The organism is Rhodococcus sp. IEGM 1307 (assembly GCF_030056915.1).
Classification (GTDB): domain Bacteria; phylum Actinomycetota; class Actinomycetes; order Mycobacteriales; family Mycobacteriaceae; genus Rhodococcus_F; species Rhodococcus_F opacus_D.
Window position 1 is genome coordinate 53,272 of sequence record NZ_JASHKW010000021.1, and the last position, 23,435, is coordinate 76,706.

At 67.7% G+C, this 23,435-nt stretch carries 22 protein-coding genes and 2 pseudogenes; 8 read left to right on the forward strand and 16 right to left on the reverse strand.

Going from position 1 to position 23,435, the window contains the following annotated elements:
* Positions 1 to 55 precede the first annotated feature (55 nt).
* A complete protein-coding gene (locus QM841_RS32405) occupies positions 56 to 1,306 on the reverse strand; it encodes a PucR family transcriptional regulator (RefSeq protein WP_283351828.1) in 1,251 nt (416 codons plus the stop codon).
* A 112-nt stretch (positions 1,307 to 1,418) separates the two neighbouring features.
* Here QM841_RS32405 and QM841_RS32410 point away from each other — a divergent pair.
* Positions 1,419 to 1,728, forward strand: a pseudogene (locus tag QM841_RS32410) (IS481 family transposase); the annotation flags it as partial.
* Positions 1,729 to 1,856: 128 nt separating this feature from the next.
* Here QM841_RS32410 and QM841_RS32415 read toward each other — a convergent pair.
* Positions 1,857 to 2,096: a hypothetical protein gene (locus tag QM841_RS32415; RefSeq protein WP_411194629.1), complete on the reverse strand. Its 240-nt coding sequence runs from the start codon at positions 2,094 to 2,096 to the stop codon at positions 1,857 to 1,859.
* A 197-nt stretch (positions 2,097 to 2,293) separates the two neighbouring features.
* Between QM841_RS32415 and QM841_RS32420 the strand changes: the two genes are divergently transcribed.
* The 4 genes and pseudogenes from QM841_RS32420 to QM841_RS32430 all read left to right on the forward strand — a co-directional run.
* Complete coding sequence (locus tag QM841_RS32420) at positions 2,294 to 4,303, forward strand: fatty acid desaturase (RefSeq protein WP_283335125.1); 2,010 nt, start codon at positions 2,294 to 2,296, stop codon at positions 4,301 to 4,303.
* Positions 4,304 to 5,602: 1,299 nt separating this feature from the next.
* The gene (locus QM841_RS43550) at positions 5,603 to 5,797 is read left to right on the forward strand and encodes a 2Fe-2S iron-sulfur cluster-binding protein (protein WP_502943299.1); all 195 of its coding nucleotides are present in this window, start codon (positions 5,603 to 5,605) and stop codon (positions 5,795 to 5,797) included.
* A gap of 7 nt (positions 5,798 to 5,804) precedes the next feature.
* On the forward strand, positions 5,805 to 6,650 hold the full coding sequence (locus tag QM841_RS32425; RefSeq protein WP_283335126.1) for an SDR family NAD(P)-dependent oxidoreductase: 846 nt from the start codon (positions 5,805 to 5,807) through the stop codon (positions 6,648 to 6,650).
* Positions 6,545 to 6,787 (forward strand): annotated as a pseudogene (locus tag QM841_RS32430) (FAD-dependent oxidoreductase); the annotation flags it as partial. The gene QM841_RS32425 and the pseudogene QM841_RS32430, both read left to right, overlap by 106 nt.
* 205 nt (positions 6,788 to 6,992) lie before the next feature.
* Here QM841_RS32430 and QM841_RS32435 read toward each other — a convergent pair.
* Positions 6,993 to 7,733 (reverse strand): lipoate--protein ligase family protein, encoded by a 741-nt coding sequence (locus tag QM841_RS32435; protein ID WP_283335127.1) that lies wholly within the window; start codon positions 7,731 to 7,733, stop codon positions 6,993 to 6,995.
* 240 nt (positions 7,734 to 7,973) lie between these two features.
* On the opposite strand from QM841_RS32435, the gene QM841_RS32440 reads away from it, so the two are divergent.
* Positions 7,974 to 8,411 carry a cupin domain-containing protein gene (locus tag QM841_RS32440; protein ID WP_283335128.1) on the forward strand — a complete coding sequence of 146 codons (438 nt, stop codon included), beginning with the start codon at positions 7,974 to 7,976 and terminating at the stop codon, positions 8,409 to 8,411.
* 20 nt (positions 8,412 to 8,431) lie between these two features.
* Here QM841_RS32440 and QM841_RS32445 read toward each other — a convergent pair whose 3' ends face one another.
* Genes QM841_RS32445 through dprE2 form a run of 4 tightly spaced genes read right to left on the reverse strand, consistent with a single transcriptional unit; the run spans position 8,432 to position 11,932 of the window.
* Positions 8,432 to 9,175 carry a cobalt-precorrin-6A reductase gene (locus QM841_RS32445; protein ID WP_283335129.1) on the reverse strand — a complete coding sequence of 248 codons (744 nt, stop codon included), beginning with the start codon at positions 9,173 to 9,175 and terminating at the stop codon, positions 8,432 to 8,434.
* Between the two features lie 2 nt (positions 9,176 to 9,177).
* Positions 9,178 to 9,927, reverse strand: a complete 750-nt coding sequence (cobM, locus tag QM841_RS32450) for a precorrin-4 C(11)-methyltransferase (protein ID WP_283335130.1) — start codon at positions 9,925 to 9,927, stop codon at positions 9,178 to 9,180.
* Positions 9,924 to 11,159 (reverse strand): precorrin-6y C5,15-methyltransferase (decarboxylating) subunit CbiE, encoded by a 1,236-nt coding sequence (gene cbiE / locus QM841_RS32455; protein WP_283335131.1) that lies wholly within the window; start codon positions 11,157 to 11,159, stop codon positions 9,924 to 9,926. The genes cobM and cbiE overlap by 4 nt, the downstream gene beginning before the upstream one ends.
* Positions 11,156 to 11,932, reverse strand: coding sequence for a decaprenylphospho-beta-D-erythro-pentofuranosid-2-ulose 2-reductase (gene dprE2, locus QM841_RS32460; RefSeq protein WP_283335132.1), 777 nt, complete (start codon positions 11,930 to 11,932; stop codon positions 11,156 to 11,158). The genes cbiE and dprE2 overlap by 4 nt, the downstream gene beginning before the upstream one ends.
* 30 nt (positions 11,933 to 11,962) lie before the next feature.
* Here dprE2 and QM841_RS32465 point away from each other — a divergent pair, with 30 nt between their 5' ends.
* Positions 11,963 to 12,376 (forward strand): TIGR03618 family F420-dependent PPOX class oxidoreductase, encoded by a 414-nt coding sequence (locus QM841_RS32465; RefSeq protein ID WP_005242958.1) that lies wholly within the window; start codon positions 11,963 to 11,965, stop codon positions 12,374 to 12,376.
* Here the strand turns inward: QM841_RS32465 and QM841_RS32470 are convergent.
* Together QM841_RS32470 and QM841_RS32475 are read right to left on the reverse strand one after the other, a co-directional pair.
* Complete coding sequence (locus QM841_RS32470; RefSeq protein ID WP_105416207.1) at positions 12,336 to 13,094, reverse strand: polyprenol monophosphomannose synthase; 759 nt, start codon at positions 13,092 to 13,094, stop codon at positions 12,336 to 12,338. The two genes, QM841_RS32465 and QM841_RS32470, sit on opposite strands and share 41 nt — an antisense overlap.
* Before the next feature lie 118 nt (positions 13,095 to 13,212).
* Positions 13,213 to 14,352 carry a M24 family metallopeptidase gene (locus QM841_RS32475; protein WP_283335133.1) on the reverse strand — a complete coding sequence of 380 codons (1,140 nt, stop codon included), beginning with the start codon at positions 14,350 to 14,352 and terminating at the stop codon, positions 13,213 to 13,215.
* Positions 14,353 to 14,388: 36 nt separating this feature from the next.
* Between QM841_RS32475 and QM841_RS32480 the strand changes: the two genes are divergently transcribed.
* Positions 14,389 to 15,345: a 5'-3' exonuclease gene (locus tag QM841_RS32480; RefSeq protein ID WP_283335134.1), complete on the forward strand. Its 957-nt coding sequence runs from the start codon at positions 14,389 to 14,391 to the stop codon at positions 15,343 to 15,345.
* A gap of 7 nt (positions 15,346 to 15,352) precedes the next feature.
* Here QM841_RS32480 and QM841_RS32485 read toward each other — a convergent pair whose 3' ends face one another.
* From QM841_RS32485 to QM841_RS32515, 7 genes are all read right to left on the reverse strand, one after another.
* Positions 15,353 to 16,042 (reverse strand): DUF4333 domain-containing protein, encoded by a 690-nt coding sequence (locus QM841_RS32485; RefSeq protein ID WP_271212587.1) that lies wholly within the window; start codon positions 16,040 to 16,042, stop codon positions 15,353 to 15,355.
* Positions 16,043 to 16,144: 102 nt separating this feature from the next.
* Positions 16,145 to 18,880: a DEAD/DEAH box helicase gene (locus QM841_RS32490; protein WP_283335188.1), complete on the reverse strand. Its 2,736-nt coding sequence runs from the start codon at positions 18,878 to 18,880 to the stop codon at positions 16,145 to 16,147.
* Between the two features lie 18 nt (positions 18,881 to 18,898).
* The gene (gene tatC / locus QM841_RS32495) at positions 18,899 to 19,939 is read right to left on the reverse strand and encodes a twin-arginine translocase subunit TatC (protein ID WP_280780064.1); all 1,041 of its coding nucleotides are present in this window, start codon (positions 19,937 to 19,939) and stop codon (positions 18,899 to 18,901) included.
* A gap of 71 nt (positions 19,940 to 20,010) precedes the next feature.
* Positions 20,011 to 20,286 carry a Sec-independent protein translocase subunit TatA gene (tatA, locus tag QM841_RS32500; RefSeq protein ID WP_005563470.1) on the reverse strand — a complete coding sequence of 92 codons (276 nt, stop codon included), beginning with the start codon at positions 20,284 to 20,286 and terminating at the stop codon, positions 20,011 to 20,013.
* Between the two features lie 72 nt (positions 20,287 to 20,358).
* The gene (locus QM841_RS32505) at positions 20,359 to 21,423 is read right to left on the reverse strand and encodes a 2-dehydropantoate 2-reductase (RefSeq protein ID WP_283335135.1); all 1,065 of its coding nucleotides are present in this window, start codon (positions 21,421 to 21,423) and stop codon (positions 20,359 to 20,361) included.
* Entirely contained in the window at positions 21,420 to 22,400 is a 981-nt protein-coding gene (locus tag QM841_RS32510; protein WP_280780062.1) for a helix-turn-helix transcriptional regulator, read from the reverse strand. Before QM841_RS32510 ends, QM841_RS32505 begins: the two co-directional genes overlap by 4 nt.
* Positions 22,397 to 23,389 (reverse strand): helix-turn-helix transcriptional regulator, encoded by a 993-nt coding sequence (locus QM841_RS32515; protein ID WP_280780061.1) that lies wholly within the window; start codon positions 23,387 to 23,389, stop codon positions 22,397 to 22,399. Before QM841_RS32515 ends, QM841_RS32510 begins: the two co-directional genes overlap by 4 nt.
* Between the last annotated feature and the right edge of the window lie 46 nt (positions 23,390 to 23,435).

Sequence of the window (23,435 nt, forward strand, 5' to 3'; positions counted from 1 at the left end):
CCCTTCCAGCCCTCTCCGGTGTGCTGTCAGCTCATCCAGCGCGCGTTGGCTCCGGTCAGTGACGAGATGAATCGGGCAACACTGAGGCCCCCAGCACGTCGCAGACGAGTAGGGCGGCGTGCAGTTCGGCGATGTTGATCGTTGCCGGCCGGCCCCTGCGCTCTTCGGCACGACGCACCCTGTGCAGGACCGTGTTCCGGTGGATTCCCAAGGTGCTCGCTGCGGTCGCCAGGCTCCCTTGCGCGTCGAGCACAGCCAAGAGCGCGGCGCGCTCGCCGCGCTCTTTCGCGTCGTCCCGTGCGAGAGCGCCGAGCTGAGCGGCGACGAAGGCCCGCGCCGCATCCAGGTCGCGCGAGATGGCGTCCACCAACGCAACATCGCTGAACTGGGTGATCGATGGCGCCGCGCGCCCGGACAGTTCGATGATTCGGCGTGCGCGTAGGGCCTCGAGATGGGAGGTGCGGAAGCCGGCCGCCCCCGGATGGGGTGAGCCCACCGCGATGTGAACGTTGTCGCGTTCGCCGGGAAACTCATTCGCCATGCCCGTGAGCGAAGTCCTCACGTCCCCCGTGATCGAGGCCCATCCCCACACCGCGAGTGGGCCGTCCGCCACAACGAGTGAGTGACCCGCCCCGAGAAACCGACCAACCCGCCGAGCGAATCCCTCGAGGTCGACGCCGCGGTCGTCGACCCAGCACACGAAACCGATCTGCCGACCGGTGAGCCGGTGGCTGAGCACACGTTCAGCGCGAGCGATGTCGACGCGTTCCCCAGCGAGCAGTGCCCGCACGACGTCGTCGCGCTCGGCTCGTGCCTGGGTCTGGCGTCGGTCGAGCTCAGCGACGTACTCGGCAGCCACCAGACTGGAGATGCGGTCGATGTATCGAAATCCGAAACGCTCGAGATCGACAAACGTCCTCAACGCGACCGCGGGGTCCTCGATCCAGTCAGTCAGCGATTCGGAAAGCTTCTCGGTGAAGTACTCGTGGCCCAACCGATAGAACCGCAGCATCACATCGACGCTGTGCCCTCGTGATGCCATTGCCCGCGCGTGTTCGAGCGCCGTTACCGGCGCCTCCGCAGCCGCTGCATCGATCCCATGACGAACCATCGAAAGTACCGCCTCGAGATTCGACGAGCACGATCCCAAAGTCAGACCGCGAAGCTCAGCATCCCCACCGACCTCCGGTATCCGTTCGACTAAGTACCGCAGCATGTCGTCAGCCAGGCTGGACACATTCGCCAGCAAATACGCAGCGATACCCCTTCCAGCCTCCGCAGCGTGAGCCGGCTCCAGCGCCTCCATATCTGCACACTAGTTGTTGCGAGTCATGACGTTGTAGACGCCGGGCGGGGCATGGGCTGAGCGAAGGGGACAGGACTCCGACGGCAGGACGAGAAGTACCACCCACGCGCTTATGGTGCACGTGGATGTGACGAAGGTCGGGCGGATACCGGAAGGCGGTGGCTGGCATGCCCACGGCAAGCGCTCTGACCAGGCGAAGGCCGTCGAACGCGCCGAGGCTGCCGGAGCCCGCGCCGGCTACGGGTACCTGCACTCCGCCGTCGACGGGTTCTTCCGCTCGCATACACCGAGGCCTTGACCGATGAGAAAGCCTTGACGGCAATCGGATTCATGCATCGAGCCCGGGTGTTCTTCGCTGCACACTTCCGTCGGCCAACATCAATCGGATCGTCACCGACAACGGCTCCTGCTACCGCGCTCGATGCCGCGCAGCGAGACGGCAAGGAACCGCTGACGGCCGCTGAGCGTGACGAGTTGACCCGGCTGCGTCGGCAGCTCGCCGAGTAGGAGATGATCTCCGCGTTCAGACCGCGTTCGAGAGCGACTTTCATCAGCGATCGCCCGAATCACCGGGCAACACTTCGCCGACATCGATCTTGGCGAGCACCTCGTCCAGGGCACCCGAGGCGGCAAGCGCATCGGCGACCTCGTCCTGACGACGACCCCGCTCCTGTCGTGACTGCGCTCCTTGGCGCGACGCACCCGTTGCAGGACCGGTCAGCTGTAGCGGTTTGGTCGGCGCTACAGCGCCGATATGGAGGCGTTGGAGCCGGCCGGCAACGATCAACATCGCCGAACTACACGCAGCGCTGATCGTCTGCAATGTGCTGGGGGCCTCAGTGTTGCGCGGGTCAGAGCATTACTAACCGGACACCGAGCACGCAGAATGTGCTGACAGCACACCGGAGAGGGCTGGGAAGGCCTTGTCGACCGACACCGGCCGTTAGTAGGTTGGCATCTCATCCCGAAGCGCGAAGGAGGAGTCCGATGCCGACTACGACTCGAGCACCCCAACCCCCAGTAGCGGCCTCGCAGCACGCCTTGCCTGATCCGGGCGAGCAGGTTCCTGCGCTGTCCTGGCCGATTGTCGGTATCGGCACATTTGCGCTTACGCTCTTCGGCCTCTCGACCTGGGCCGCGCTCACCGACACGTTGCCTGCGATCGCCACCATCGCCGCGAGCTCCGCAGCAATCTTCGTCCTGTTCACCGTGCTGCACGACGCCTCGCATTACTCGATCAGCTCACATCGCTGGGTCAACGTCGCCTTCGGTCGGTTGGCAATGTTCTTCGTCTCGCCTCTGATCTCATTCAGGTCTTTCGCGTTCATCCATATCGAGCACCACCGCAACACCAATGACGGTGAGTCCGATCCCGATCACTTCGTCAGCGCCTCACCCTGGTGGCAGCTGCCCATCCGGTTTCCGGCTATGGACCTGCCCTACATCAGTTTCTTGGTGCGCAACCTGCGTCGCCGCCCGCGCGCCGAGGTCCTGGAAACGGCGGCCTTGATGACCCTGTCGGTGACGGTCATCGCGTCGGCCGCCTTCGCCGGACATCTGTGGACGCTCGCGCTGATCTACCTGATTCCCGAACGGGTGGCGATGTTCGTGCTCGCGTGGTGGTTCGACTGGCTACCCCACCACGACCTCGAAGACACACAACGCGAGAACCGCTATCGCGCGACCCGCAACCGGGTCGGCTCGGAGTGGATCCTGACTCCCCTGCTCTTGTCGCAGAACTATCACCTGGTCCACCACTTACACCCCTCCATCCCCTTCTACCGCTACGTCGCGGCGTGGCGACGCAATGAGGCCGCCTACCTCGAGCGCGACCCGGCAATAAGCACCGTGTTTGGCCAACATCTCGACGCCACCCAGTACCAGGAGTGGAAACGCCTCAACGGCGCCCTCGCCGCACTGCTCCCCGTCCGAATGCCGCGTTCCTCCGCGGCACGCCATGCCAGCACCCACCCGATCCCTGTCAAAAGCGTCGAGCGCCTGACCCGAGACAGCGTCAAAGTCACTTTCGACGTTCCCGATCACCTCAGCGACCAGTTCGCCTTCCAGGCCGGCCAACACCTGACCGTTCAACACCGCGTCGGCGGGAAGGAGGTGCGACGAAACTACTCGATCTGCACCTCGGCGACATCGGGAGAACTCGCGATCGGAGTACGCCACATCACCGGCGGAATGTTCTCAACGTTCGCGGTCGAAACGCTGCGAGCCGGTGACCTCCTGGAGCTGATGACGCCTACGGGTAGCTTCGGCGCACCCCTCGATCCACTCGCTCGGCGCGTCTATGTCGCGGTAGCTGCCGGGAGCGGCATCACGCCCATCCTGTCGATCGTGCGCACCACGATGGAGATCGAGACCGAGAGCCGATTCACCCTCTTCTACGGCAACAGAACCGCAGAGTCGACCATGTTCGCCGCCGAACTTGATGAGCTCGAATCCCGATATGCCGACCGGCTGAGCATCTTCCACGTCCGCTCCGCCGAGGCACACCACCCCGCATCGCTTCGCGGCCGTATCGACCTGGCGATGGTTCAACGCCTGCTCGCCACCGACCTCACGTCGATCGACCGGTGGTACCTGTGCGGCCCGAGCGAACTCACCACCACAATCCGCGATGACCTCGCAACCGAAAAAGTGCCGACCGAGCGGATCCACCTCGAACTGTTCCGCGGCACGAAGCGACCCACCCACGTCGAGGCCTTTCCCGCCTCCGAAGTGACCATCACACTGTCCGGCGCGAATCACATCGTGCAACTCGCCCCCGGTGAGACGGTCCTCGAGTCCGCGCTGAAAAACGACATCGACGCCCCCTATGCCTGCCTTGGCGGCGCGTGCGGCACTTGCAAAGCCCGAGTCACCACAGGGGCAGTCTCGATGGAGCAAAATTTTGCACTTCAGACCGCCGAAACCGAGGCCGGCTTCATACTGACCTGTCAATCCCATCCCACCACCCCAACGGTCGCAGTCGACTACGACAGCTGAGCCCACACATGCGCGAACACCGCCAAAGGTCGCACGCGTCGCCGGCGCCTCGATCGGCATCGGCGATCGCCAGGTCGCCAGTGGGCGGTGTTGAAAGATTCTGGCGGCTGCCTCGGTAAGCGCTTGGTCGGCGGCGCCAGATCCGAACGCACCGATTTCGATCTGGCCAACCCGATTCGGCTCGTCCCGATCCCCACCAAGCAACACCAAAGGAACAACTCGCATGCCTAAGGTTCGCAGGCAGGACGTCAAATCATTTATCCCCATGCCGCACTTGATCGTCCGCCCACTCATAGTGCGACTCGCGCGACTCGACAGTGATGCGGAATGGGTAGCACAACGCGGGGTCCGCGCGAGAGCGCGGGAGTGACCGCCGGTGGATCCGGTTGGAATGTACAGCGCGTATCGGTGCACGAGCGGGGCTACTGCCGACCGGCACGCGTACTACGCCTCCGAGGAAATGACAGCGCTCATCCGCGCCGGTAGCAAGACTTCTGCCGAAGTGAGCGTGACACCCGATGACCTGCCGTCACCTTCCGGAGTGGCGTATCTCGCCCGACCCGAAGGCGGACTCGTCCTTCTCTGGAATATCCTGTATGACACGCATCTCTCGGTCCAGCTCGTATCGGCAGCCGGAGTAGAAGAATTCCTCGGCGACGAAGGTGAGCTCCGCGCAGGTTCGGCATACCGATTCGGCAACCACGACTACCTGCCGATCCCGACCGCGGAAGCCGAACTCAGCCCGCCCGAAAGCGACACTCCACCGAGCCTGCACTCGATCGACGACTTCACCCGCGCCGGGGATTCGGATGTCCCGCAGCAAGCCCTCACAAACTACCGCGGATGGACATCCGCGCAGATTCTCGAGGTCTTCGTCTCCTTCACTCACATGCTCCGGCAGCGAACGACCCAGACCGAGTCCACAACAGTGACTGCCACGAAGTCTGCGACCACCCGGCGGTGCAGGAAGCCCTCACAGGTCACGTACTCGTCCTCCCGGTCCCGGTCCTCAGTGCGGGCCACCCAAGACGAGACACCAACACGTACTTACTCGCATCGTTGGACAGTGCGAGGTCACTGGAAGAAGCAATGGAATCCCAGCGAACAACGCCACCACCCAATCTGGATCTCGACCCATACCGCCGGTCCAGAAGGAGCACCAATCAAGACCTCCGACACAGTCACCCTGCTCTAAAGCCCACCTGGCCCCTCCCCGGAGTGGAAATGACCCTTCCGGAACAGCCCGAGCGAGGTATGGGGCTGGCCCGACCGGTCTCACCGGAAAACGAAGCAGCAGCAATGGGCTTGACAACTCAGGCGCCCCACTCCTGCACCGGCGACGCCTGCTCGACCTGCAAGGCGATCCTCCCACGCGGGCCAGTTCACATGGAGCAGAACTATGCACTCGGCGAGGATGACGTTGCACGCGGGTCAGTTCTTACCTGCCAATCTCGCCCAACCAGTTCCGCGATCTCCATCAGCTACGACAGCTGATCATCCATTGACCCTCAATCAGAAACGAACCATCACAATGAAATTGACCGGGAAACTAGCTCTAGTGACGGGAGCGTCATCAGGTATCGGTGCTGCTACCGCCGCGGCCCTCGCCGCTGCCGGCGCAGAAGTGATCCTCGTCGCCCGAACACCCGGGCCACTGACAAAAACGGCCGAGTTGATCCGATCTCGAGGCGGCCAAGCGCACGATTTTCCCGCTGACCTTACGTCGTACTCGGAGGTCAAAGACTTGGCCGACCAGGTGCTCGGGGATATCGGTGTTCCGGACATCATCGTCAACAATGCTGGTGCCGGCCGGTTCCTGTTCCTCGACGAAACCGATCCGGAGGACGCAGTCCAGATGATGGCTGCGCCATACTTTGCCGCATTCTTTGTCAGCCGTGCATTCGTGACACCGATGATAGCCCGGGGCTCCGGTAACATCCTGCAGATAAATACTCCAGCTGCCACGGTTCCCTGGCCCGGGGCAGTCGGTTATGCGTCAGCTCGTTATGCCGTCCGCGGGTTCACCGAGTCTCTTCGACAAGATCTGCGCGGCACTGGCATTCGTGTTTCTTCGGTAACGCCTGCGAAGGTCGACACCCCCTACTTCGACCGCAACCCCGGTGCTGAAGATCGGATTCCGAGGATTGAGAAGCTCCTCGGCACTATGACTCCCGAGAAAGTCGCCGACGTCGTCGTCTCGGCACTACGCCGCGATGCGGACGATGTCCATGCACCATGGAGATGGGCTGCCCTGCACCCTATCGCGCGTGCGATCCCACGCCCATTTCATTGGTTAGCTTGGCATACCGGAACCAAGCACCCCCGGACCGTCGCGGGTGCCGCGTGAGCACGTTCGACTTCGATGTCGTGATCATCGGTTCAGGTTTCGGCGGCAGCGTAGCCGCTCTCCCTCTCGTGGAGAGGGGTTACCGTGTAGCGTTACTCGAAGCCGGCCGACAATTCGCGGACCACGAAGGTCCCCAGTTGATCGTGAGCGCGGTGAACACGTTCGCGATGCTGGGTCTCGGCTTTGCGACAACGCTGGAACCCGGCAGAACGGCGGCCCAACAGTTTGTACCGATGCCTGCGTTCTCTGGAACAGAATGCTCGCGCGCGCCCCGCCGGACGTGTGAATTTCACTGTCCGGCAACGTATTAGGACAACGGGTCAACGCCCGGCGCGGTGACCCTCACGCCACATGTGCGCCGCGCAGGGTCGCGGCCTTCGCGAGTATGTCGGGGTCTGCGGTCAGTTCGCGGACCACGCCGAACTCGGCGAGGACCGCAGCCCGGACCTGGTCGAGGGTGACGGCCGGATTCATGTCGGCCAGGGACGCCGCCGTGCCGGGGTCGAACTCCAACTCGAGCGCGGCGTTGACATCGGTGAGCACCGCCCGCACCGGGTCGGAATCGGACACCACCAGTTCGAAGCCGAACAGCCACGCCCCGGCGACGATTCGCTGCGCGGTTCCTGCGAGCTTGACGCGGCCCGCGCCGTTCACCGTCCAATCACCGGGGCAATACTCACCGGGCACCGGTCCGATGCGAGCGTCGACACCCAGCTTCCTCAGCACGTCGACGAGCCGCGGGGTGATGCGCTGGAAGCGGGGCCGGGCCCCGACCATGCCCTCCGTGTCGCGGGAGAACATCTCCACGACGAGGGTCTGCTCGTGGTAGGCCGCCGCCCGACCGCCTGCCCCTCGGACGACGGGGGTGAATCCATGTCGCCGCGCCGCCGCGGCGGCGGCCGGAAACTGCGGTCGAACAGCGTCCAGCCGCCCGAACGACAGCGTCCGCGCGGGACTGTAGATGCGGATCAGCGCAGGGGCATTCGGCTCCCGCGCGGTGCGACGCAGAAGCGCCGTGGCAAGCGCCGCGTCCAACACGGGATCGTCCGGAAAGTGAGTGGTCAGCAACTGCTCGATCGTCATGCTCGTCCCGTCGGTCCGCTCCGCAACCCCACGGCCACGACATCATCGCCGCGACCGGCACGCCTTTACAGTGTCGCCGAGGGCGTCGACGAGAGCACCCTGAGGTAGGTGACCGGGATCGGGTTCGCGGATATCCCCGCGGCCGCTCCCTCCGGAGCCCTACCCTGGACACGCCGAAAGGCACTCCCCCTGGATGCCTGCGCGCAGTGTGCAGGGCCAGCGCGCCGAGAGGTCGTCACGATGCTCCTCAGATCGAGTGTGGTCGCCTTGTCCTGTGCCGTAGCCGCGGTGCTGTCCGCTTCCCCCGCCCAGGCCACGCCGTCCTCGGGGGTGACCGCGCAGGTTCTGTTCGAGACGACGGTTCCGGCGGTCGCCGGAAGCTCGGCGGGCACCGATCTCACGCTGCGGCGCATCGAGATCGCCCCCGGCGGCACGACGGGATGGCATTACCACGACGGTCCGGTGTACGCGTTCGTCGAATCCGGTGTGCTGTCCCGCACTCTGCAGGACTGCACGAAAGCGGTGACGACAGCCGGTCAGGCGATCACCGAGGACCACGGAAGCGATCACGTCCACGAGGGCTCGAATCTGGGAACCGAACCGCTGGTGCTGCTCGCGTTCTACACGGAACCGGAGGGCAAGCCCCTGTCCGAGGACGCGCCGGCGCCGGCCTGCTGACGGTCACCGCGCCCGCCTCCTCATCGGGTGACCGAGTCGATCCACTCGACCGCTCCCGCGACGTCGTCCACCGTTGTCGTTCCCGACGGCAACGGTGGACGGCTGATCATCAGTACCGGAACGCTCAGTGCGCGGGCGGCGTCGAGTTTCGCGTCGGTCTGACCGCCGCCGCTGTTCTTGGTGACCAGGACGTCGATGCGGTGCTCGCGCATCAGCGCGATCTCGTCGGTCACCGCGAACGGCCCGCGGGCGAGGAGCAGCGTCGACTCCGGCGGCGTCGCCACATCGGGCGGATCGATCGCGCGGATGAGAAACCACAGTGCGTGCAGGCCGGCGAACGCGTCGACACCCTGCCTGCCGATGGTGAGGAAGACTCTCGTTCCCAGGTCGGGCAGCAGTGTGGCCGCGTCGGCGAGGTCGGCGGCGCGGTGCCAGCGTTCGCCGGGATTCGGAGACCATTCGGGGCGCCGGAGGACGACGTGCGGTATCCCGCGACGGTGCGCGGCCTCGGCGGCGTTGCTCGTGATCTTCGCCGCGAACGGGTGCGTGGCGTCCACGATCGCGTCGACGGGATGCGCGCGCAGCCACTCGTCGAGTCCGTCCGCTCCCCCGAATCCGCCGATCCGCACGTCACCGACGGGCAGGCGCGGATCACGGACCCGGCCGGCGAGGGAGGACACGGTGTCGACACCCGGAACGTCCGCGAGTGCGGCGGCAAGCGCTCGGGCCTCCCCGGTGCCGCCGAGGATCAGGATCCGCGCCACGCTCAGTGGGTGGTGCGCTCGCGCGTGGCGGAATACAGGTAACTGTCCGGAAATCCCTCGGCCGCAAGCACTTTCCCGACGATCACCACGGCGGTCTTCGTGACGCCCGCCGCCTTCACCTGATCGGCGATCGTGGCCAGGGTGCCGCGGAGCACGATCTCGTCGGGACGCGAGGCGAACGCGACAACGGCGGCGGGACAGTCGCGGCCGTAGTTCTCGGTGAGCTCTTCGACGATCTGATCGATCCGGTGCGCACCCAGGTGCACCACCATCGTGGCACCGCTGCGGCCGAGGGAACGCAGGTCCTCGCCCTCCGGCATCGCGGTGGACAACGTGGACACGCGGGTCAGCACGATCGACTGCGAGACACCGGGAACGGTCAGCTCCCGCCCCAGCGACGCCGCCGCCGCGGTGAACGCGGGCACTCCGGGCACCACGGTGTACGCGACGCCGGCGGCTTCGAGCCGGCGCACCTGCTCGGCGACGGCACTGAAGATCGACGGGTCACCCGAATGCAGGCGCGCGACGTCCTGACCGGCCGTGTCCGCCTCGATCAGCAGGGCGACGATCTCGTCGAGACTCAGCCGCGCCGTGTCGATCACCCGCGCACCCTCGGGGCATTCCGCAAGGAGTTCCTGCGGGACGAGGCTGCCCGCATACAGGCAGACGGGGCTCGCCGCGATGATCCGCTGCGCGCGGACCGTGACCAGGTCGGCCGCGCCGGGGCCTGCCCCGATGAAGTACACCGTCATGCCGCATCACCTTTCGACTGCTTCGTCACCGACCACTGCGCCACCGGCAGTTGCGGCCGCCACGCGGTGAACCCGCCGAGTGGCTCACCGCGATACACCTGGAACTTGCGGAGCTGCCCGCCGCATTTCGAGAACCACTGCAGCAGAAGCGCTTCCGATTCCGCCGTCACCGCGTTGACCACCATCCGGCCGCCGGCCCGGAGCCGCGACCAGCACTCCTCGAGCAGGCCGTCCTGCGTGACGCCACCGCCGACGAAGATCGCGTCCGGTGTGGACAGCGCGGGTGGTACGTCCTCGAACGCTGCGGGTGCGTCACCGAACACGGCGAGGGACGGCACCCCGAGCCCGGCCGCGTTCGACTCGATCTGGTCGACGCGTGCCGCGCTGCGCTCGAAAGTCACGGCCCGGCAGCGGGGGTGGGTACGCATCCATTCGATCGCGACCGTGCCGGACCCGCCTCCCACATCCCACAGCAACTCCCCCGCCGCCGGGGCGAGGGCGCACAGCGTCAGGGCGCGGATCTCGTGTTTGGTCATCTGCCCGTCGCCCGTGAACGCGACGTCGGGCAGTCCGGGCATCCGGGTCATCCGGAGGGTGCCGGAGTCGGCCCGGCAGTCGATCGCGATCACGTTCAGCCGGGCCCCCGGTTCGTGCGGCCAGGCCGACGCCGTTCCGTCGAGCCTCGACTCGTCGGGTCCGCCCAGTTCGCCCAGCACCATGAGCCGCGACGGTCCGAACCCGTGTTTCGTCAGGAGCTCGGCCACGGCAGCGGGGGTGTGCTCGTCGCGGCTCAGCACGAGCAGTCGCGTGTGATCGCCGAGTGCAGGCAGGAGCGCGCCCACGGGCCGGTTCACGAGACTGACCACGGGCGTCTCGTGCGCGGCCCAGCCCAGCCGCGCGCACGCCAGGGTGGCCGAGGACGGGTGCGAGATCACCCGAACCCGCTCCGCGCCGAGCAGGTCGACGAGGGTGACGCCGATACCGTGGAACATCGGGTCTCCGCTGGCCAGGACGCACACCCGCCTCCCGTGGTGCTGTTCGAACAGGCCCGGTAGCGCGGGGACGAGCGGCGACGGCCAGGCCACCCGCAGCGCCGGCGACTCCGGAAGCAGGGCGAGTTGCCGCCCCGAACCCATCACCACGTCGGCGCCCTCGATCGCGCGTCGCGCGGACGGCGACAGACCGTCCCACCCGTCGGCGCCGATCCCGACGACGACGATCGGGTCGGTCATCGCGGCATCCGGCGCCAGATCGCCTGCGGCAGCAACCTCATGACGAAGAACACCGGGCGCAACCGTCCCGGCACCCACACTCGGCTCGCACCGCGGTGCAGACCGCGCACGACAGCGTCCGCGACCTGTGCCGGTGTGCTCGACATCGGCGCCGGCGACATCCCCTCGGTCATCCGGCCGATCACGAAACCGGACCGGACGAGCAGGAGGGAGACACCGCTACCGTGGAGGGCGTCACCGAGACCGGAGGCGAATCCGTCCAGGCCCGCCTTCGCCGACCCGTACACGTAGTTGGCCCGGCGCACACGCACACCCGCGACGGACGAGAACACCACGATCCGCCCCGACCGCTGTTCCCGGAGCAGGCTGGCGAGATGCGTGAGCACAGCGACCTGCGCGACGTAGTCGGTGTGGACCACGGCGACGGCGTGCCGTGCGTCCCGCTCGGCGCGCGCCTGATCGCCGAGAATGCCGAACGCCAGCACCGCCACCGACAGCGGGCCGTGCGCGTCCACCACGGACCGCAGCAGCTTCTCGTGGCTGTCCAGGTCGTCGGCATCGAATTCCACGCAGTCGACCACGGACGCGCCCGCGGCGAGCAGCGCCTGCCGTTCGGCTGCGAGTTCGGTGCTGCGGCGGGCGGCGAGGACGATCGTGCGGCCGGGCGCGAGCCGGGACGCGATCTCGAGGCCGATCTCGCTGCGACCACCGAGGAGGAGTACCACCCCGTCGTCGCCGGGCTTGCCGCTGTTCTTCTTCGATCCCAGGCTCACCAGTCCAGTGTCCTGGATTACCGTCGGAGCATGGACCGCACCCCCTCCACCCCGATCCGCCTGACCGACGCGGCACTCACCTTCCTCGGCGAATACCACCTCGGGACGCTCACCACGCTCCGCAAGAACGGCACCCCGCACGTCGTCGCCGTCGGCTTCACCTGGGATCAGGAGCACGGGCTGGCGCGGGTCATCACCAACGGCTCCTCGCAGAAGGCCCTCAACGCCGAACGCGGAGGATACGGCGCGGTGAGCCAGGTGGACGGACCGCGCTGGATGACCCTCGAGGGTCCCGCCCGGGTCCTGACCGACCCCGAGTCCGTCGCCGACGCCGTCGCCCGCTACGCCGCCAGGTACCGCCAGCCCCGGGTGAACCCGACCCGCGTGGTCGTGGAGATCGCCGTCAGCCGCGTACTCGGCTCGGCTGCGCTGCGTCACCACTGAATCGCAGCTTCCACGGGACCAGCGCGGACTCGATCTGCACGGCGAGGCTCATCTTGGACACGCCGTCGGTGCGCTCCTCGAACCGGATCGGGACCTCCGCGATGGTCATGCCGCGCTGCACCGTGCGGTAGTTCATCTCCACCTGGAACGCGTACCCGTTGCTCTGCACACCGTCGACGTCGATGGCCCGCAGCGTGTCCGCGTGCCACGCCTTGAACCCGGCGGTGGCGTCCTTGACGCGCAGCCGCAGGATCGCGTTGACGTAGAAATTCGCCCACGCCGACAGCGCCTTGCGATGCCAGGGCCAGTCGCTGGCGACCGCGCCGCCCGCCACGTAGCGGGAGCCGAGCACGACGGCCGCGTCCGTCGTCGCCAGCGTCTCCACCATCCGCGGAATGGCCTCGGTGGGGTGCGACAGGTCGGCGTCCATCTGGATCACGATGTCCGCGCCCTCGTCCAGAGCCCTGCTCATCCCGGCGACGTAGGCCCGCCCGAGGCCGTCCTTCACGGTCCGGTGCAGGACTCCGACCGGGATCGGACCGCTCTGCGCCAGGGTGTCGGCGACCTCACCGGTGCCGTCCGGCGAGTTGTCGTCGACGACCAGCACATGCAGGTTCGGAATTTCCGACGCCGCGAGAAGCTCGACGATCTTGGGCAGGTTGTCGCGTTCGTTGTAGGTCGGTACGACGACGGTTACCTTCGGGGCGACGCTTTCCATGACACCTTCGCGTGATCTGTGATCCCGACTCTCCGCAGACGTGCAGCGGCGAGTGCGGTCGTGAACAAATGGAAGATGTTACTACCCGCGCCGCACCGCCCCCGCACGCTCCCGGCGCTCAGCCGGGGAGAACCGTCAGCCCGTGCGGCCGGGTGTTGACCGGCTCACAGCCGTCGGCGGTCACGATGACGATGTCCTCGATCCGTGCACCCCACTCCCCGCGGAAGTAGATGCCGGGCTCCACGCTGAACGCCATCCCCTCGGCCAGTTCGATCGCGTTACCCGACACGATGTACGGCTCCTCGTGCACCGACAACCCGATTCCGTGCCCGGTCCGGTGCACGAACACCTCCGCCAGCCCCTGCGCGGCCAGCAGGTCGCGGGCGGCCGCGTCGACCGCTTCCGCGGTGACGCCGGGGCGCACCAGGTCGACGGCCGCCGCCTGCGCCTCCTCGAGCACCGCGAACTTGGCGGCCACACCCGGATCGGGCTCACCCATGCTGTACGTGCGGGTGGAGTCGGAGTTGTAGCCGGGTTCGACGGGTCCGCCGATGTCGATGACGACGACGTCACCCGATTCGACGACCCGCTCGGACACCTCGTGGTGCGGGTCGGCGCCGTGTGGCCCCGAGCCGACGATGACGAACGCCGCCTCGGTGTGTCCCTCCGCCAGGATCGCGGCGGTGATGTCGGCCGCCACCTCGGCCTCGGTGCGGCCGACCTTCAGGAACTCCCCCATGCGGGCGTGGACCCGGTCGATTGCCTGACCGGCCCGGCGCAACGCGTCGATCTCCGCGTCGTCCTTGACCATCCGCAGCTCCCGCAGCACCCCGGTGGCCAGGACCGGCAGCGCGCCGAGCGCCTCCGACAGCGGAATCAGGTGCAGCGCAGGCATCGCATCGGTGACGGCGGTCCGGGCAGGCGACGGCAGCAGTCCCGACACCAACGAGTACGGGTCGACCCCGTCGACCCAGTCGCGGATCGTCAACCCGAGTTCGGACGCCGCCGACTCGGTGAGCGACGCCAGTTCGAGCCGCGGCACGACGACGGACGCGGTGTCGCCGTTCGCGGGAATCACCAGGCAGGTGAGCCGTTCGAACGACTCCGCGCGCGAACCCAGCAGATACCGCAGGTCGGGTCCGGGGGTGATGAGGAGGCCGTCGAGTCCGGCGTCGCGGGCCAGTGCGCCTGCGCGAGCGATCCGGTCGGCATAGATGGTGGTCGGGAAGCGAGAAGTCGATGCGCCGAGGGAACTCATGGCTTCAGGCTAAACCGGTTTGGCAGGATGAGGGTCATGACAGGGCCTCTGCTTCTCCTCGACGGTGCCAGCCTGTGGTTTCGCGCGTACTACGCGCTACCCGACTCCATCACCTCCCCCGACGGTCGATCCGTCAACGCGGTGCGCGGGTTCACCGACATGGTGGCCGCACTGATCACCAAGCACCAGCCGTCCCGGCTCGCGGTGTGCCTCGACCTCGACTGGCGGCCCGCGTTCCGCGTCGAGGCCGTGCCCACCTACAAGGCGCACCGGGTCGCCGAGGACACCGGCGGGGCGGAGGAAGAGGTTCCCGACACCCTGTCGCCGCAGGTCCCGATGATCCTGGATGTCCTGGCCGCCACCGGAATCGCGACCGCCGGCGCCGAAGGGCTCGAAGCCGACGACGTGCTCGGCACCCTGGCCGCCACCGAGACCCGCGACACCACCATCGTCGTCACCGGCGACCGCGACCTCCTGCAGGTCGTCACGGACGCCCCGGTGCCGGTGCGGGTGCTGTACGTGGTGCGCGGCCTCGCCAAGGCCGAACTGCTCGGGCCGGAAGAGGTCGCAGCCAAGTACGGGGTACCCGCCGACCGGGCCGGTGAGGCCTACGCCGAACTCGCCCTGCTGCGCGGCGACTCGTCCGACGGGCTGCCTGGTGTGAAGGGAATCGGCGAGAAGACCGCGTCGAGCCTGATCATGCAATACGGATCGCTCGCCGCCCTGCGGGCCGCCGCAGTCGACCCCGAATCCGACATGGCGAAGGGTGCGCGCGCGAAATTCGCCGCCGCAGCCGACTATCTCGACGCGGCACTGCCGGTGGTGCGGGTGGTGCGGGACGCCGATGTCGAGCTGTCCCGCGAAGACACGCTGCCTGCCGAACCGGTCGACGCGGACCGGCTCGGCAGGCTGGCGGAGGAACTCGGAATCGAGAATTCCGTCGGCCGCCTCACTGCGGCGATGAAAAAGGTGGCCGCCGTACGGGTTCCGTGACGGCCATCTAGCTGGGGCGGCTCACTTCGTACGTGCCCTTGTCGTCGGTGAAGGTGAGAGTGACCTGCTTCTTCTCACCGTCCACGGTGAGACTGCACGTGAAGCTGTTGCCCTTCTTCACTTCCTGATCCGCGGGGCACGTGACACCGGACACGTTTTCGGCGCCGTACGAATCGGTGACGATGCGCTCGACACCGTCCTCGGCCGCCTTCTGATCGAGTGTGTCCGTGCCGAACACCGTGAACGCGAGCACCAGGGCGATACCCACAATGACCAGCAGAGCCACCACACCGCCGATGATCAACGGCAGCTTCGACTTCCCCGACGACGGCGGCTGCCCCCACTGCTGCTGGCCGGGGGTCGGGCCCCACTGCTGCGGCTGACCCGGTTGCTGACCCCACTGCGGCTGCCCGGGTTGCTGACCCCACTGTCCCGGACCCGGCTGCCCGAGCTGACCGGGTTGCGGCTGCTGACCCCACTGCGGTTGTCCGGGCTGCTGGGGGTGCTGACCCCACTGCGGCTGCCCGGGCTGCTGAGGCTGACCCGGCGCCGGCTGTCCCCACGGCTGAGCGGGCGGCTGCTGACCGTACTGCGGCGCCCCGTACTGGCCGCCGGCCTGGTCAGGGTTACCCTGGCCCGGTTGCTGTCCCTGGGCCCATTGCCCGTTCGGGTCGTTCGGTCCGTAAGGGCCGCTCATCGTCGCCTCCCGCTCACGTGTCAAGTTTTGTACCTACCGTAACGCCCCGCCATCGGATTCGGGCCTTCGGACGGCGTGCGAATCCAACCACACGGCGTCGGGTCACGCAGCATCCACGGCGACGACACCGCGGCGGATCGCCGCGACCGCCCGACCTGCGGCCTTGCCGACCTGCGGATCGGGGGACGTCGACCGGACCTGTTCGAGCAGGTCGATCACCTGCCTGCACCACCGCACGAAGTCGCCGGCAGACAGCGCACGCCCCTGATCTCCTGCCGCGATCAGCGCCTCGACGAGCGAATTGTCGCTCGCCCAGTGGAAGATCGCGGCAGCGAAGCCGAGGTCCGGCTCACGGGTGGGCGGCAGTTTGTGCCGGATCTCGTCCGCCCGAAGTTCCCGCCACACCCGCACGGTCTCGTCGAGGGCGTGCCGTAGTGCTCCCGGACCGCCGCCTTCGACGATGTCCCCTTCACGGCGCGATTCGAAGATCACGGCGGACACGACGGCGGCGAGTTCCGCGGGCCCGAGACCCTTCCACACACCCTGCCGGAGGCACTCGGCCACCAAGAGGTCGCTCTCGCAATAGATTCGACTCAGCCGTGTGCCGTGTTCGGTGGCGTCGGGGTGTTCGCCCGGCGAGATGTAGTCGCGTTCGGCGAGCAGCGACAGGATGCGATCGAACGTGCGCGCCAACGAGTTCGTCGTGGCAGCCACCTTCTGCCGCATCGTCTCGGTCTCGCGGGCCAGCCGGTTGTAGCGTTCACCGATCCGGCTCAGCTGCTCGCGGTCGGGCCAACTGTGGCACGGGTGCTGCCGGATGGCGCGCCGCAGCCGCGCGATCTCGGCATCATCGGTGGCAGCACCCGACTTCTTTCGCTTCCGGCGTCCCGGCGCGACGATTCCGGTGCTGCGTAACGCCGATGCCAGATCGCGTCGCACCCGTGCGGTGTGATGATCGAAGCGCCGCGGCAACCGCATCGATCCCAAAGACCGTGCGGGCTCCGGGAAGTCGCCGGCCGACACCCGGCCCGCCCACTTCGCCTCGGTGAGGATCAGCGGCTTCGGATCCGTGGGGTCCCGGTCCGGTTCCAGCACCACGGCCAGACCCGAGTGCCGTCCCACCGGGATCGCGATCACGTCGCCGCGCCGCAGTGCGACGAGCGAGGCGACGGCGGCGTCCCGGCGTTCGGTTCGACCTGCCCGTTCGAGTGACCGTTCCCTGTTGCTCAGTTCCTCCCGCAGGCGCGCGTACTCGAAGTACTCGCCGTCCTCGCCGCCCAGCCGTTCGCGGAGCGTGGTGAGCGCGGCCTCGTTGCGTTCGATGCCGCGCGTCAGGCCGACCACCGACCGGTCGGCCTGGAACTGGGCGAACGACCGCTCGAGCAGGGCCCGTGATTCCGCGGCTCCCATGCGATCGACCAGGTTGATGGTCATGTTGTAGCCGGGACGGAACGAGCTGCGGAGCGGGAACGTGCGCGTGGAGGCCAGCCCGGCGACGTCCACGGGTTCCACCCCGGGCTGCCACAGGACCACCGCGTGACCCTCGATGTCGATGCCGCGACGTCCGGCCCGGCCGGTGAGCTGCGTGTACTCCCCCGGGGTGAGTTCGGCGTGGGCCTCACCGTTGTACTTGACGAGGCGTTCGAGGACGACCGTGCGGGCAGGCATGTTGATGCCCAGCGCCAGCGTCTCGGTGGCGAACACGGCCCGGACCAGTCCCTTGACGAACAACTCCTCGACCGTCTGCCGGAACGCGGGCAGCATCCCCGCGTGGTGCGCGGCGAGGCCCCGCTCGAGCGCCTTGCGCCATTCCCAGTACCCGAGGACCTCCAGATCGGCCTTCGGTAGTTCGGCGGTGTGGGCGTCGATGATGGTCCGGATCTCGGAGACCTGCTCCGGCGTCGTCAGATCGAGGCGGGACCGCAGGCACTGCGCCAGCGCGGCGTCGCACCCGGCGCGGCTGAAGATGAACGTGATCGCCGGGAGGAGTCCCTCGTCGTCGAGGCGGGAGATCACTTCCGGTCGGGGCAGCGGCCGGAAATCGCTGGAGAACCCGCGCCCGCCGCCGCGGCGTCCCCTGCCACGCGACTCCCACGAGTCGGCGCGCTCGAGAGCCTGTCGCTGTTTGACGTGACGGACCAGATCCTGGTCGACCACCAGATCCTTGAGCGCGTCCCCACTGCGCGCCCTCGTGTCGAAGAGGTCGAACAGTCGCTTCCCGACCATGATGTGCTGCCACAGCGGGATCGGGCGGTTCTCGTCGACCACCACGGTCGTGTCGCCGCGCACCGTTTCCATCCACGCGCCGAACTCCTCGGCGTTGCTGACGGTCGCCGACAGGCTCACGAGTCGGACATCCTCGGACAGGTGCAGGATCACCTCTTCCCACACGGCCCCACGGAACCGGTCCGCCAGGAAGTGCACCTCGTCCATGACGACGTGGGACAACCCGCGCAGCGCCGGGGAGTCGGCGTACAGCATGTTCCGCAGCACCTCGGTGGTCATGACGACCACCGGGGCGTCCGAGTTGATGCTCGAATCGCCGGTCAGCAGCCCGACGGTGTCCTTGCCGTACCGCCGCACCAGCTCCGCGTACTTCTGATTGCTCAGCGCCTTGATCGGTGTGGTGTAGAAGCACTTGCGACCGGACGTGAGCGCCAGATGCACGGCGAATTCGCCGACCACGGTCTTGCCCGCGCCGGTCGGGGCGCAGACGAGGACGCCGTGGCCGCCCTCGAGCGCGCGGCAGGCGTTGATCTGGAAGGGGTCGAGCACGAAGCCGAGCTGCGCCGAGAACACGTCGAGTTCGGTGCCGCCGGTCGTGTCACCTGTTGTCACTGCCACCCCGTCAGATTGTCACAGGGTGTCGGAGAAGTCCTGACCCGGTGTGTTGCTGCCGGTCGTGCTCGCGTCGTCGTTCTTGTTCGCGCCGCCGGACTTGCCGGACTTGCGTGACCGCCGGAACCGGCCCGCCGGCTCGGGGACCGGTGTGGCGGCGACGTCGAACGCCTCGTTCAGGTCCGACGGCGCGGCGATGGTCGACGCCTCGTCGTCGTCGAGGGCACCCCACTCCTGTTCCGTGCGACGGGCCTTGCGGCGGTCGTTGATGCGGGCGATCTGCACGGCGACCTCGAACAGCACGGTCAACGCGAACGCGAGCGCGAGCATCGAGAACGGGTCCTGCCCGGGGGTGGCGATCGCGGCGAACACGAACAGAGCGAAGATCAGACCGCGGCGCCACGCCTTGAGCTTCGCGTAGGGCAGGATGCCGACGAAGTTCAGCGCGACGATGAGCAGCGGGATCTCGAAGCTGACTCCGAAGATGATCAGCAGGTTGATGATGAACCCGAAGTATTCCGCGCCACCGAGTGCGGTGATCTGGACGTTGTCACCGATCGTCAGCAGGAAATGCAGCGCCTTCGCGACGACCACGTAGGCGAGGACGGCTCCGGCCATGAACAGCGCGGCACCGGACACCACGAAGCCGATCGCGTAACGGCGCTCCTTCGAGTAGAGGCCGGGCGTGATGAACGCCCACAGCTGGTACAGCCAGATGGGGCAGGCCAGGACGATGCCCGCGGTCAGCGCGACCTTGAAACGGAGCATGAACTGCTCGAACGGTCCGGTCGCGAGGAGACGGCACGACCCGTCGTTGCTCAGGTCGGCGCGACTCGACGCAGGCAGCGAACAGTACGGCCCACGCAGAAGCTCACCGAGACTCTCGATCCCGAGAATCTGGTGGGAGTACCAGAAGAAGCCCACCGCGGTGGTGACCACGATGGCCAGCACGGACAGGAGCAACCGCGTGCGCAGCTCGTAGAGGTGATCGACCAACGACATGGTGCCGTCGGGATTGGTCCTCCGCTTGCTGTGGCGCGGATCGAACGGAATTCGCACTGTTGTTCGCCCTAGTCTTGGTCAGCAGGCAACCGGGGTGAAGAATCACCCCGGTTGTCAGGCGGCTCGGGCTACGCCGACTTGGGCTCGGTGTGCTGCGGCTGCACCGGCGCCGGAGGGGTGACCGGTGCGGTGGTGGTGTCCGCCACGGGCAGCTCGGCGGGCGCGCTCTGCTGCGCGGTGGGCGCCGGCGTGCTGTTGTCGTTCTGCATCTCCTTGACCTCGCTCTTGAAGATGCGGAGCGAACGGCCGAGTCCACGAGCCGCGTCGGGCAGCTTCTTGGAACCGAACAGGATGATGACGACCAGCGCGACGATGGCCCAGTGCCAGGGGCTCATGGCTCCCATGATGAAACCTCCAAAAGATCAGGTGACCCCGATGCTACCGGACATACACGGCACCGGTTCGGTCGAAACCGGCTAGTTGCGCTGCCGTTTACCTGTCGGTTTCCCGGGTGCCCGCTGTGAGCGCAGCTCGGCGAGCAGCGCGTCCCCGGACCAGTGCCGGTTCCCGCCCGCCTCGGCCTCGCGGATCAGTTCGACCAGCCTCGCGTTCACCGGTGCGACCGTCCCCGACGACGCGGCCAGGCGCACGATCTCCCCGCTGATCCAGTCCACTTCGGTGCGCCGGCCCGCTTCGAGGTCGTCCCACATCGAGGATCGCGCGTGCGGGTCGATGGCCAGCATCCGGCTGCCCGCCACCTGGAACACCCCGTCCGGGACGGTCAGCAACCGGGGAATCCACTGCGGCGGCAGCGGTGTGAGCTTGGCGACAGCGATGCCACGGGCGGTCAGGAGAGTCAGCGCTTCCCGCTGCGCCAGCGCGACCGCACGCCGGAACGACCGCTGCGACAACTCCTCGCGGAGCGGCAGGCCGGACAGGGCGTTGACCGCGTTGTTCAGGTTGAGCAGCAGCTTCGCCCACTGCACCGCGCGGAAGTCGTCACGTGCATGCAGCGGCAGCCCTGCGTCGCCGAAGACCGGCGCGAATGCACGCACCGCCGGATGCTGCTCGATCTCGAGGTCACCCTCGGAGCCCTGGTGGAAATGCCCGTCACCGCGGTGCACCACGTTGAACGGCACCATCGCCGCGAGAACCACCTGCTCCGGCACGGCCGCGCGGAGGGTGTCCGCATTGCCCAGCCCGTTCTGCGCACTGACTACGACCGTGTCGGAACCTATCGCCGACGCCAGCGCGGCACCCACCTCCGGTGTCCCCGCCGACTTCACCGACACGACGACGAGATCGGCGGTGGCCACCGACTCCGGGCCGGTGGCGAAGGCGATGCCGGAGGCACCGACCCGGATGTCCGCTCCGTGCAGGTCCGTCAGCCGCAACCCGTGTTCGCGGATCTCCGCCCCGACACGCTCCCGGCCGATCAGGGTCACCTCGGCACCGGCCGCGGCGAGCCGGCCCCCGACATAGCAGCCGATGCTGCCCGCACCGAAGACGCTGATCCGCAGCGGACGCCCGTCGCCGCTCATGCCTCGACGGCGTCGTAGGCGGACAGCGCCTCCACAGCCCGGCGGCGCACCTCGTCGACCAGTTCGGCCGGTTCGAGCACTCTGATTCCGGACCCGAACCCCAGCACGAGCCGGGCCATCCACTCGAGCGCCCCGTAACTCATGCTCGCCTCCACCGAGCCGTCGGCGGCGACCGTCCGGACATCCATCGGGTAGTAGTCGAGCACCCACACGCAGTCGGCGCCGATGTTCAACCGTGCCTGGGGAAGGGACGCGTCGCCGCTGAACAATTCCAGGTTGGAATCCCGCACGAGAGCCTGCGCCGGCGGTGTGGACGGCTCGTCCAGCTCGGTGGCGGCGTCGATCCGGTCGAGCCGGAACAGCCGGACTCCCTCGGCCTGCCGGCACCACGCCTGCAGGTAACTCTGGTTGTCGACCAGCACGACCCGCACCGGATCCACGGTGCGCTCGGTGACGCGGTCCCGGGACGCCGAGTAGTACGTCAGGTGGAGTGCGTGCCGTTGATGGAGCGCGGACCGCACCGTGGCGGCGATGGGATCTTCCGCCACATCTTCCACCGCCTCCCGCTCCGACGCCGGCGTCACCGCCGCGCGGGCTGCCGCGGTGCCCGCGGCGTCCTCGATCTTCGCGATCGCGCTGTGCGCCGCGGACGGATCGACCATGCCCGGCATCTCCACCAGCGAACGCAGGGCAATCAGCAGGGCCGTAGCTTCGGTGGACGTCAACCGCAGCGGTCGGTCGATGCCCGCCGAGAACGTCACCTCGATGCTCTCCTCGGAGAACGAGAGGTCGATGAGGTCGCCGGGACCGTAGCCGGGCAGGCCGCACACCCACAACTGGTTGAGGTCGGACATCAGCTGTGTGGTGGTGACGCCCAGTTCGGCGGCGGCCTCGGCCGCGCTCATCCCGGGGTTCGCGATGAAGTACGGCACCAGGTTGAGGAGCCGGGACAATCTCGACGACAGCCTGTTGCTCACGACGTCCCCCCTTCCCCTGCGGCGTCCTTCAGCTTGGTCAGCACATCGTGGCGTAGTTCGGGCGGATCGAGGACCAGGGCGTCCGCCCCGTGGCCCGCGACCAGCCGCGCGATCCAGTCCCGGGAGCGGACCGGAATCCCGAGCACGGTGCCGGCGCGCTCGTTCACCCGCTTCTCCTCCGCCGTGGTCGCCAGTCGGCGCAGTTCCTGGGCCCGGCCCTCGGCCACCCATACGGTGGCGGTCCCGGTGACCTCCCCCGAACCGGTAACCCGGTCGACGATCTCCCGGAGGTCGACGCCCGCCGGTTTGTGGACGACCCCGGACGGTCCGAACTCCGTCACGTCGTCGCCGATCCGCGACAGCCGGAACGTCCGGACGGCCCCCCGGTCGACGTCGTGACCGACGAGGTACCACCGGCCGTGCGCGGTGACGACGCCCCAGGGTTCGACGGTGCGCTCGGTGTACGGCTCGTTGAGGGCGCCGCGGTGCGGGAAGTGCACGGCGCGGCCGGCGTCGACCGCCGCCAGCAGCTTGCCGAGCGCCGGTTCGGAGCCGCGGGTGCGGGCGGGCACCGCCGTGATCGGGGTGGCCGCCGAATCCGGATCCACCTGCACACCCGCCGCGCGCAGCTTGAGCAGTGCCCCCTGGGCCGCGGACGTCAACTCCGGCGACTCCCACAGCTGGACCGCCACCGCGACCGCCGCGGACTCCTCCTGACTGAGTTCGATGTCGGGGAGCTCATACGCGTTGCGGTTGATGCGGTAGCCCTCGACCGTCGAGAAGCGCGACGCCTGCCCGGTCTCGAGCGGGACACCGAGATCCCGGAGTTCGTTCTTGTCGCGTTCGAACATGCGGCTGAACGCCTCGTCGCTGGCGGAGTCGGCGTACCCGGCAACGCTCTCGCGAATCTTCTCGGCGGTGAGGAACTGCCTGGTGGACAACAAACAGATCACCAGGTTCATCAACCGCTCGATCTTGGAAGTCGGCACGCCCGGAAGCCTAGTGGGTGAGCCCGTTACGGACTCCCACAGCGCC

What these genes read in the sequence shown, in the direction of transcription:
- QM841_RS32405 (WP_283351828.1), bottom strand. Translation starts at nt 1,306, where the DNA reads ATGGAGGCGCTGGAGCCGGCTCACGCTGCGGAGGCTGGAAGGGGTATC.
- QM841_RS32415 (WP_411194629.1), bottom strand. Translation starts at nt 2,096, where the DNA reads ATGTTGATCGTTGCCGGCCGGCTCCAACGCCTCCATATCGGCGCTGTA.
- QM841_RS32420 (WP_283335125.1), top strand. Translation starts at nt 2,294, where the DNA reads ATGCCGACTACGACTCGAGCACCCCAACCCCCAGTAGCGGCCTCGCAG.
- QM841_RS43550 (WP_502943299.1), top strand. Translation starts at nt 5,603, where the DNA reads ATGGGCTTGACAACTCAGGCGCCCCACTCCTGCACCGGCGACGCCTGC.
- QM841_RS32435 (WP_283335127.1), bottom strand. Translation starts at nt 7,733, where the DNA reads ATGACGATCGAGCAGTTGCTGACCACTCACTTTCCGGACGATCCCGTG.
- QM841_RS32440 (WP_283335128.1), top strand. Translation starts at nt 7,974, where the DNA reads ATGCTCCTCAGATCGAGTGTGGTCGCCTTGTCCTGTGCCGTAGCCGCG.
- cobM (WP_283335130.1), bottom strand. Translation starts at nt 9,927, where the DNA reads ATGACGGTGTACTTCATCGGGGCAGGCCCCGGCGCGGCCGACCTGGTC.
- cbiE (WP_283335131.1), bottom strand. Translation starts at nt 11,159, where the DNA reads ATGACCGACCCGATCGTCGTCGTCGGGATCGGCGCCGACGGGTGGGAC.
- QM841_RS32465 (WP_005242958.1), top strand. Translation starts at nt 11,963, where the DNA reads ATGGACCGCACCCCCTCCACCCCGATCCGCCTGACCGACGCGGCACTC.
- QM841_RS32470 (WP_105416207.1), bottom strand. Translation starts at nt 13,094, where the DNA reads ATGGAAAGCGTCGCCCCGAAGGTAACCGTCGTCGTACCGACCTACAAC.
- QM841_RS32475 (WP_283335133.1), bottom strand. Translation starts at nt 14,352, where the DNA reads ATGAGTTCCCTCGGCGCATCGACTTCTCGCTTCCCGACCACCATCTAT.
- QM841_RS32480 (WP_283335134.1), top strand. Translation starts at nt 14,389, where the DNA reads ATGACAGGGCCTCTGCTTCTCCTCGACGGTGCCAGCCTGTGGTTTCGC.
- QM841_RS32485 (WP_271212587.1), bottom strand. Translation starts at nt 16,042, where the DNA reads ATGAGCGGCCCTTACGGACCGAACGACCCGAACGGGCAATGGGCCCAG.
- tatA (WP_005563470.1), bottom strand. Translation starts at nt 20,286, where the DNA reads ATGGGAGCCATGAGCCCCTGGCACTGGGCCATCGTCGCGCTGGTCGTC.
- QM841_RS32505 (WP_283335135.1), bottom strand. Translation starts at nt 21,423, where the DNA reads ATGAGCGGCGACGGGCGTCCGCTGCGGATCAGCGTCTTCGGTGCGGGC.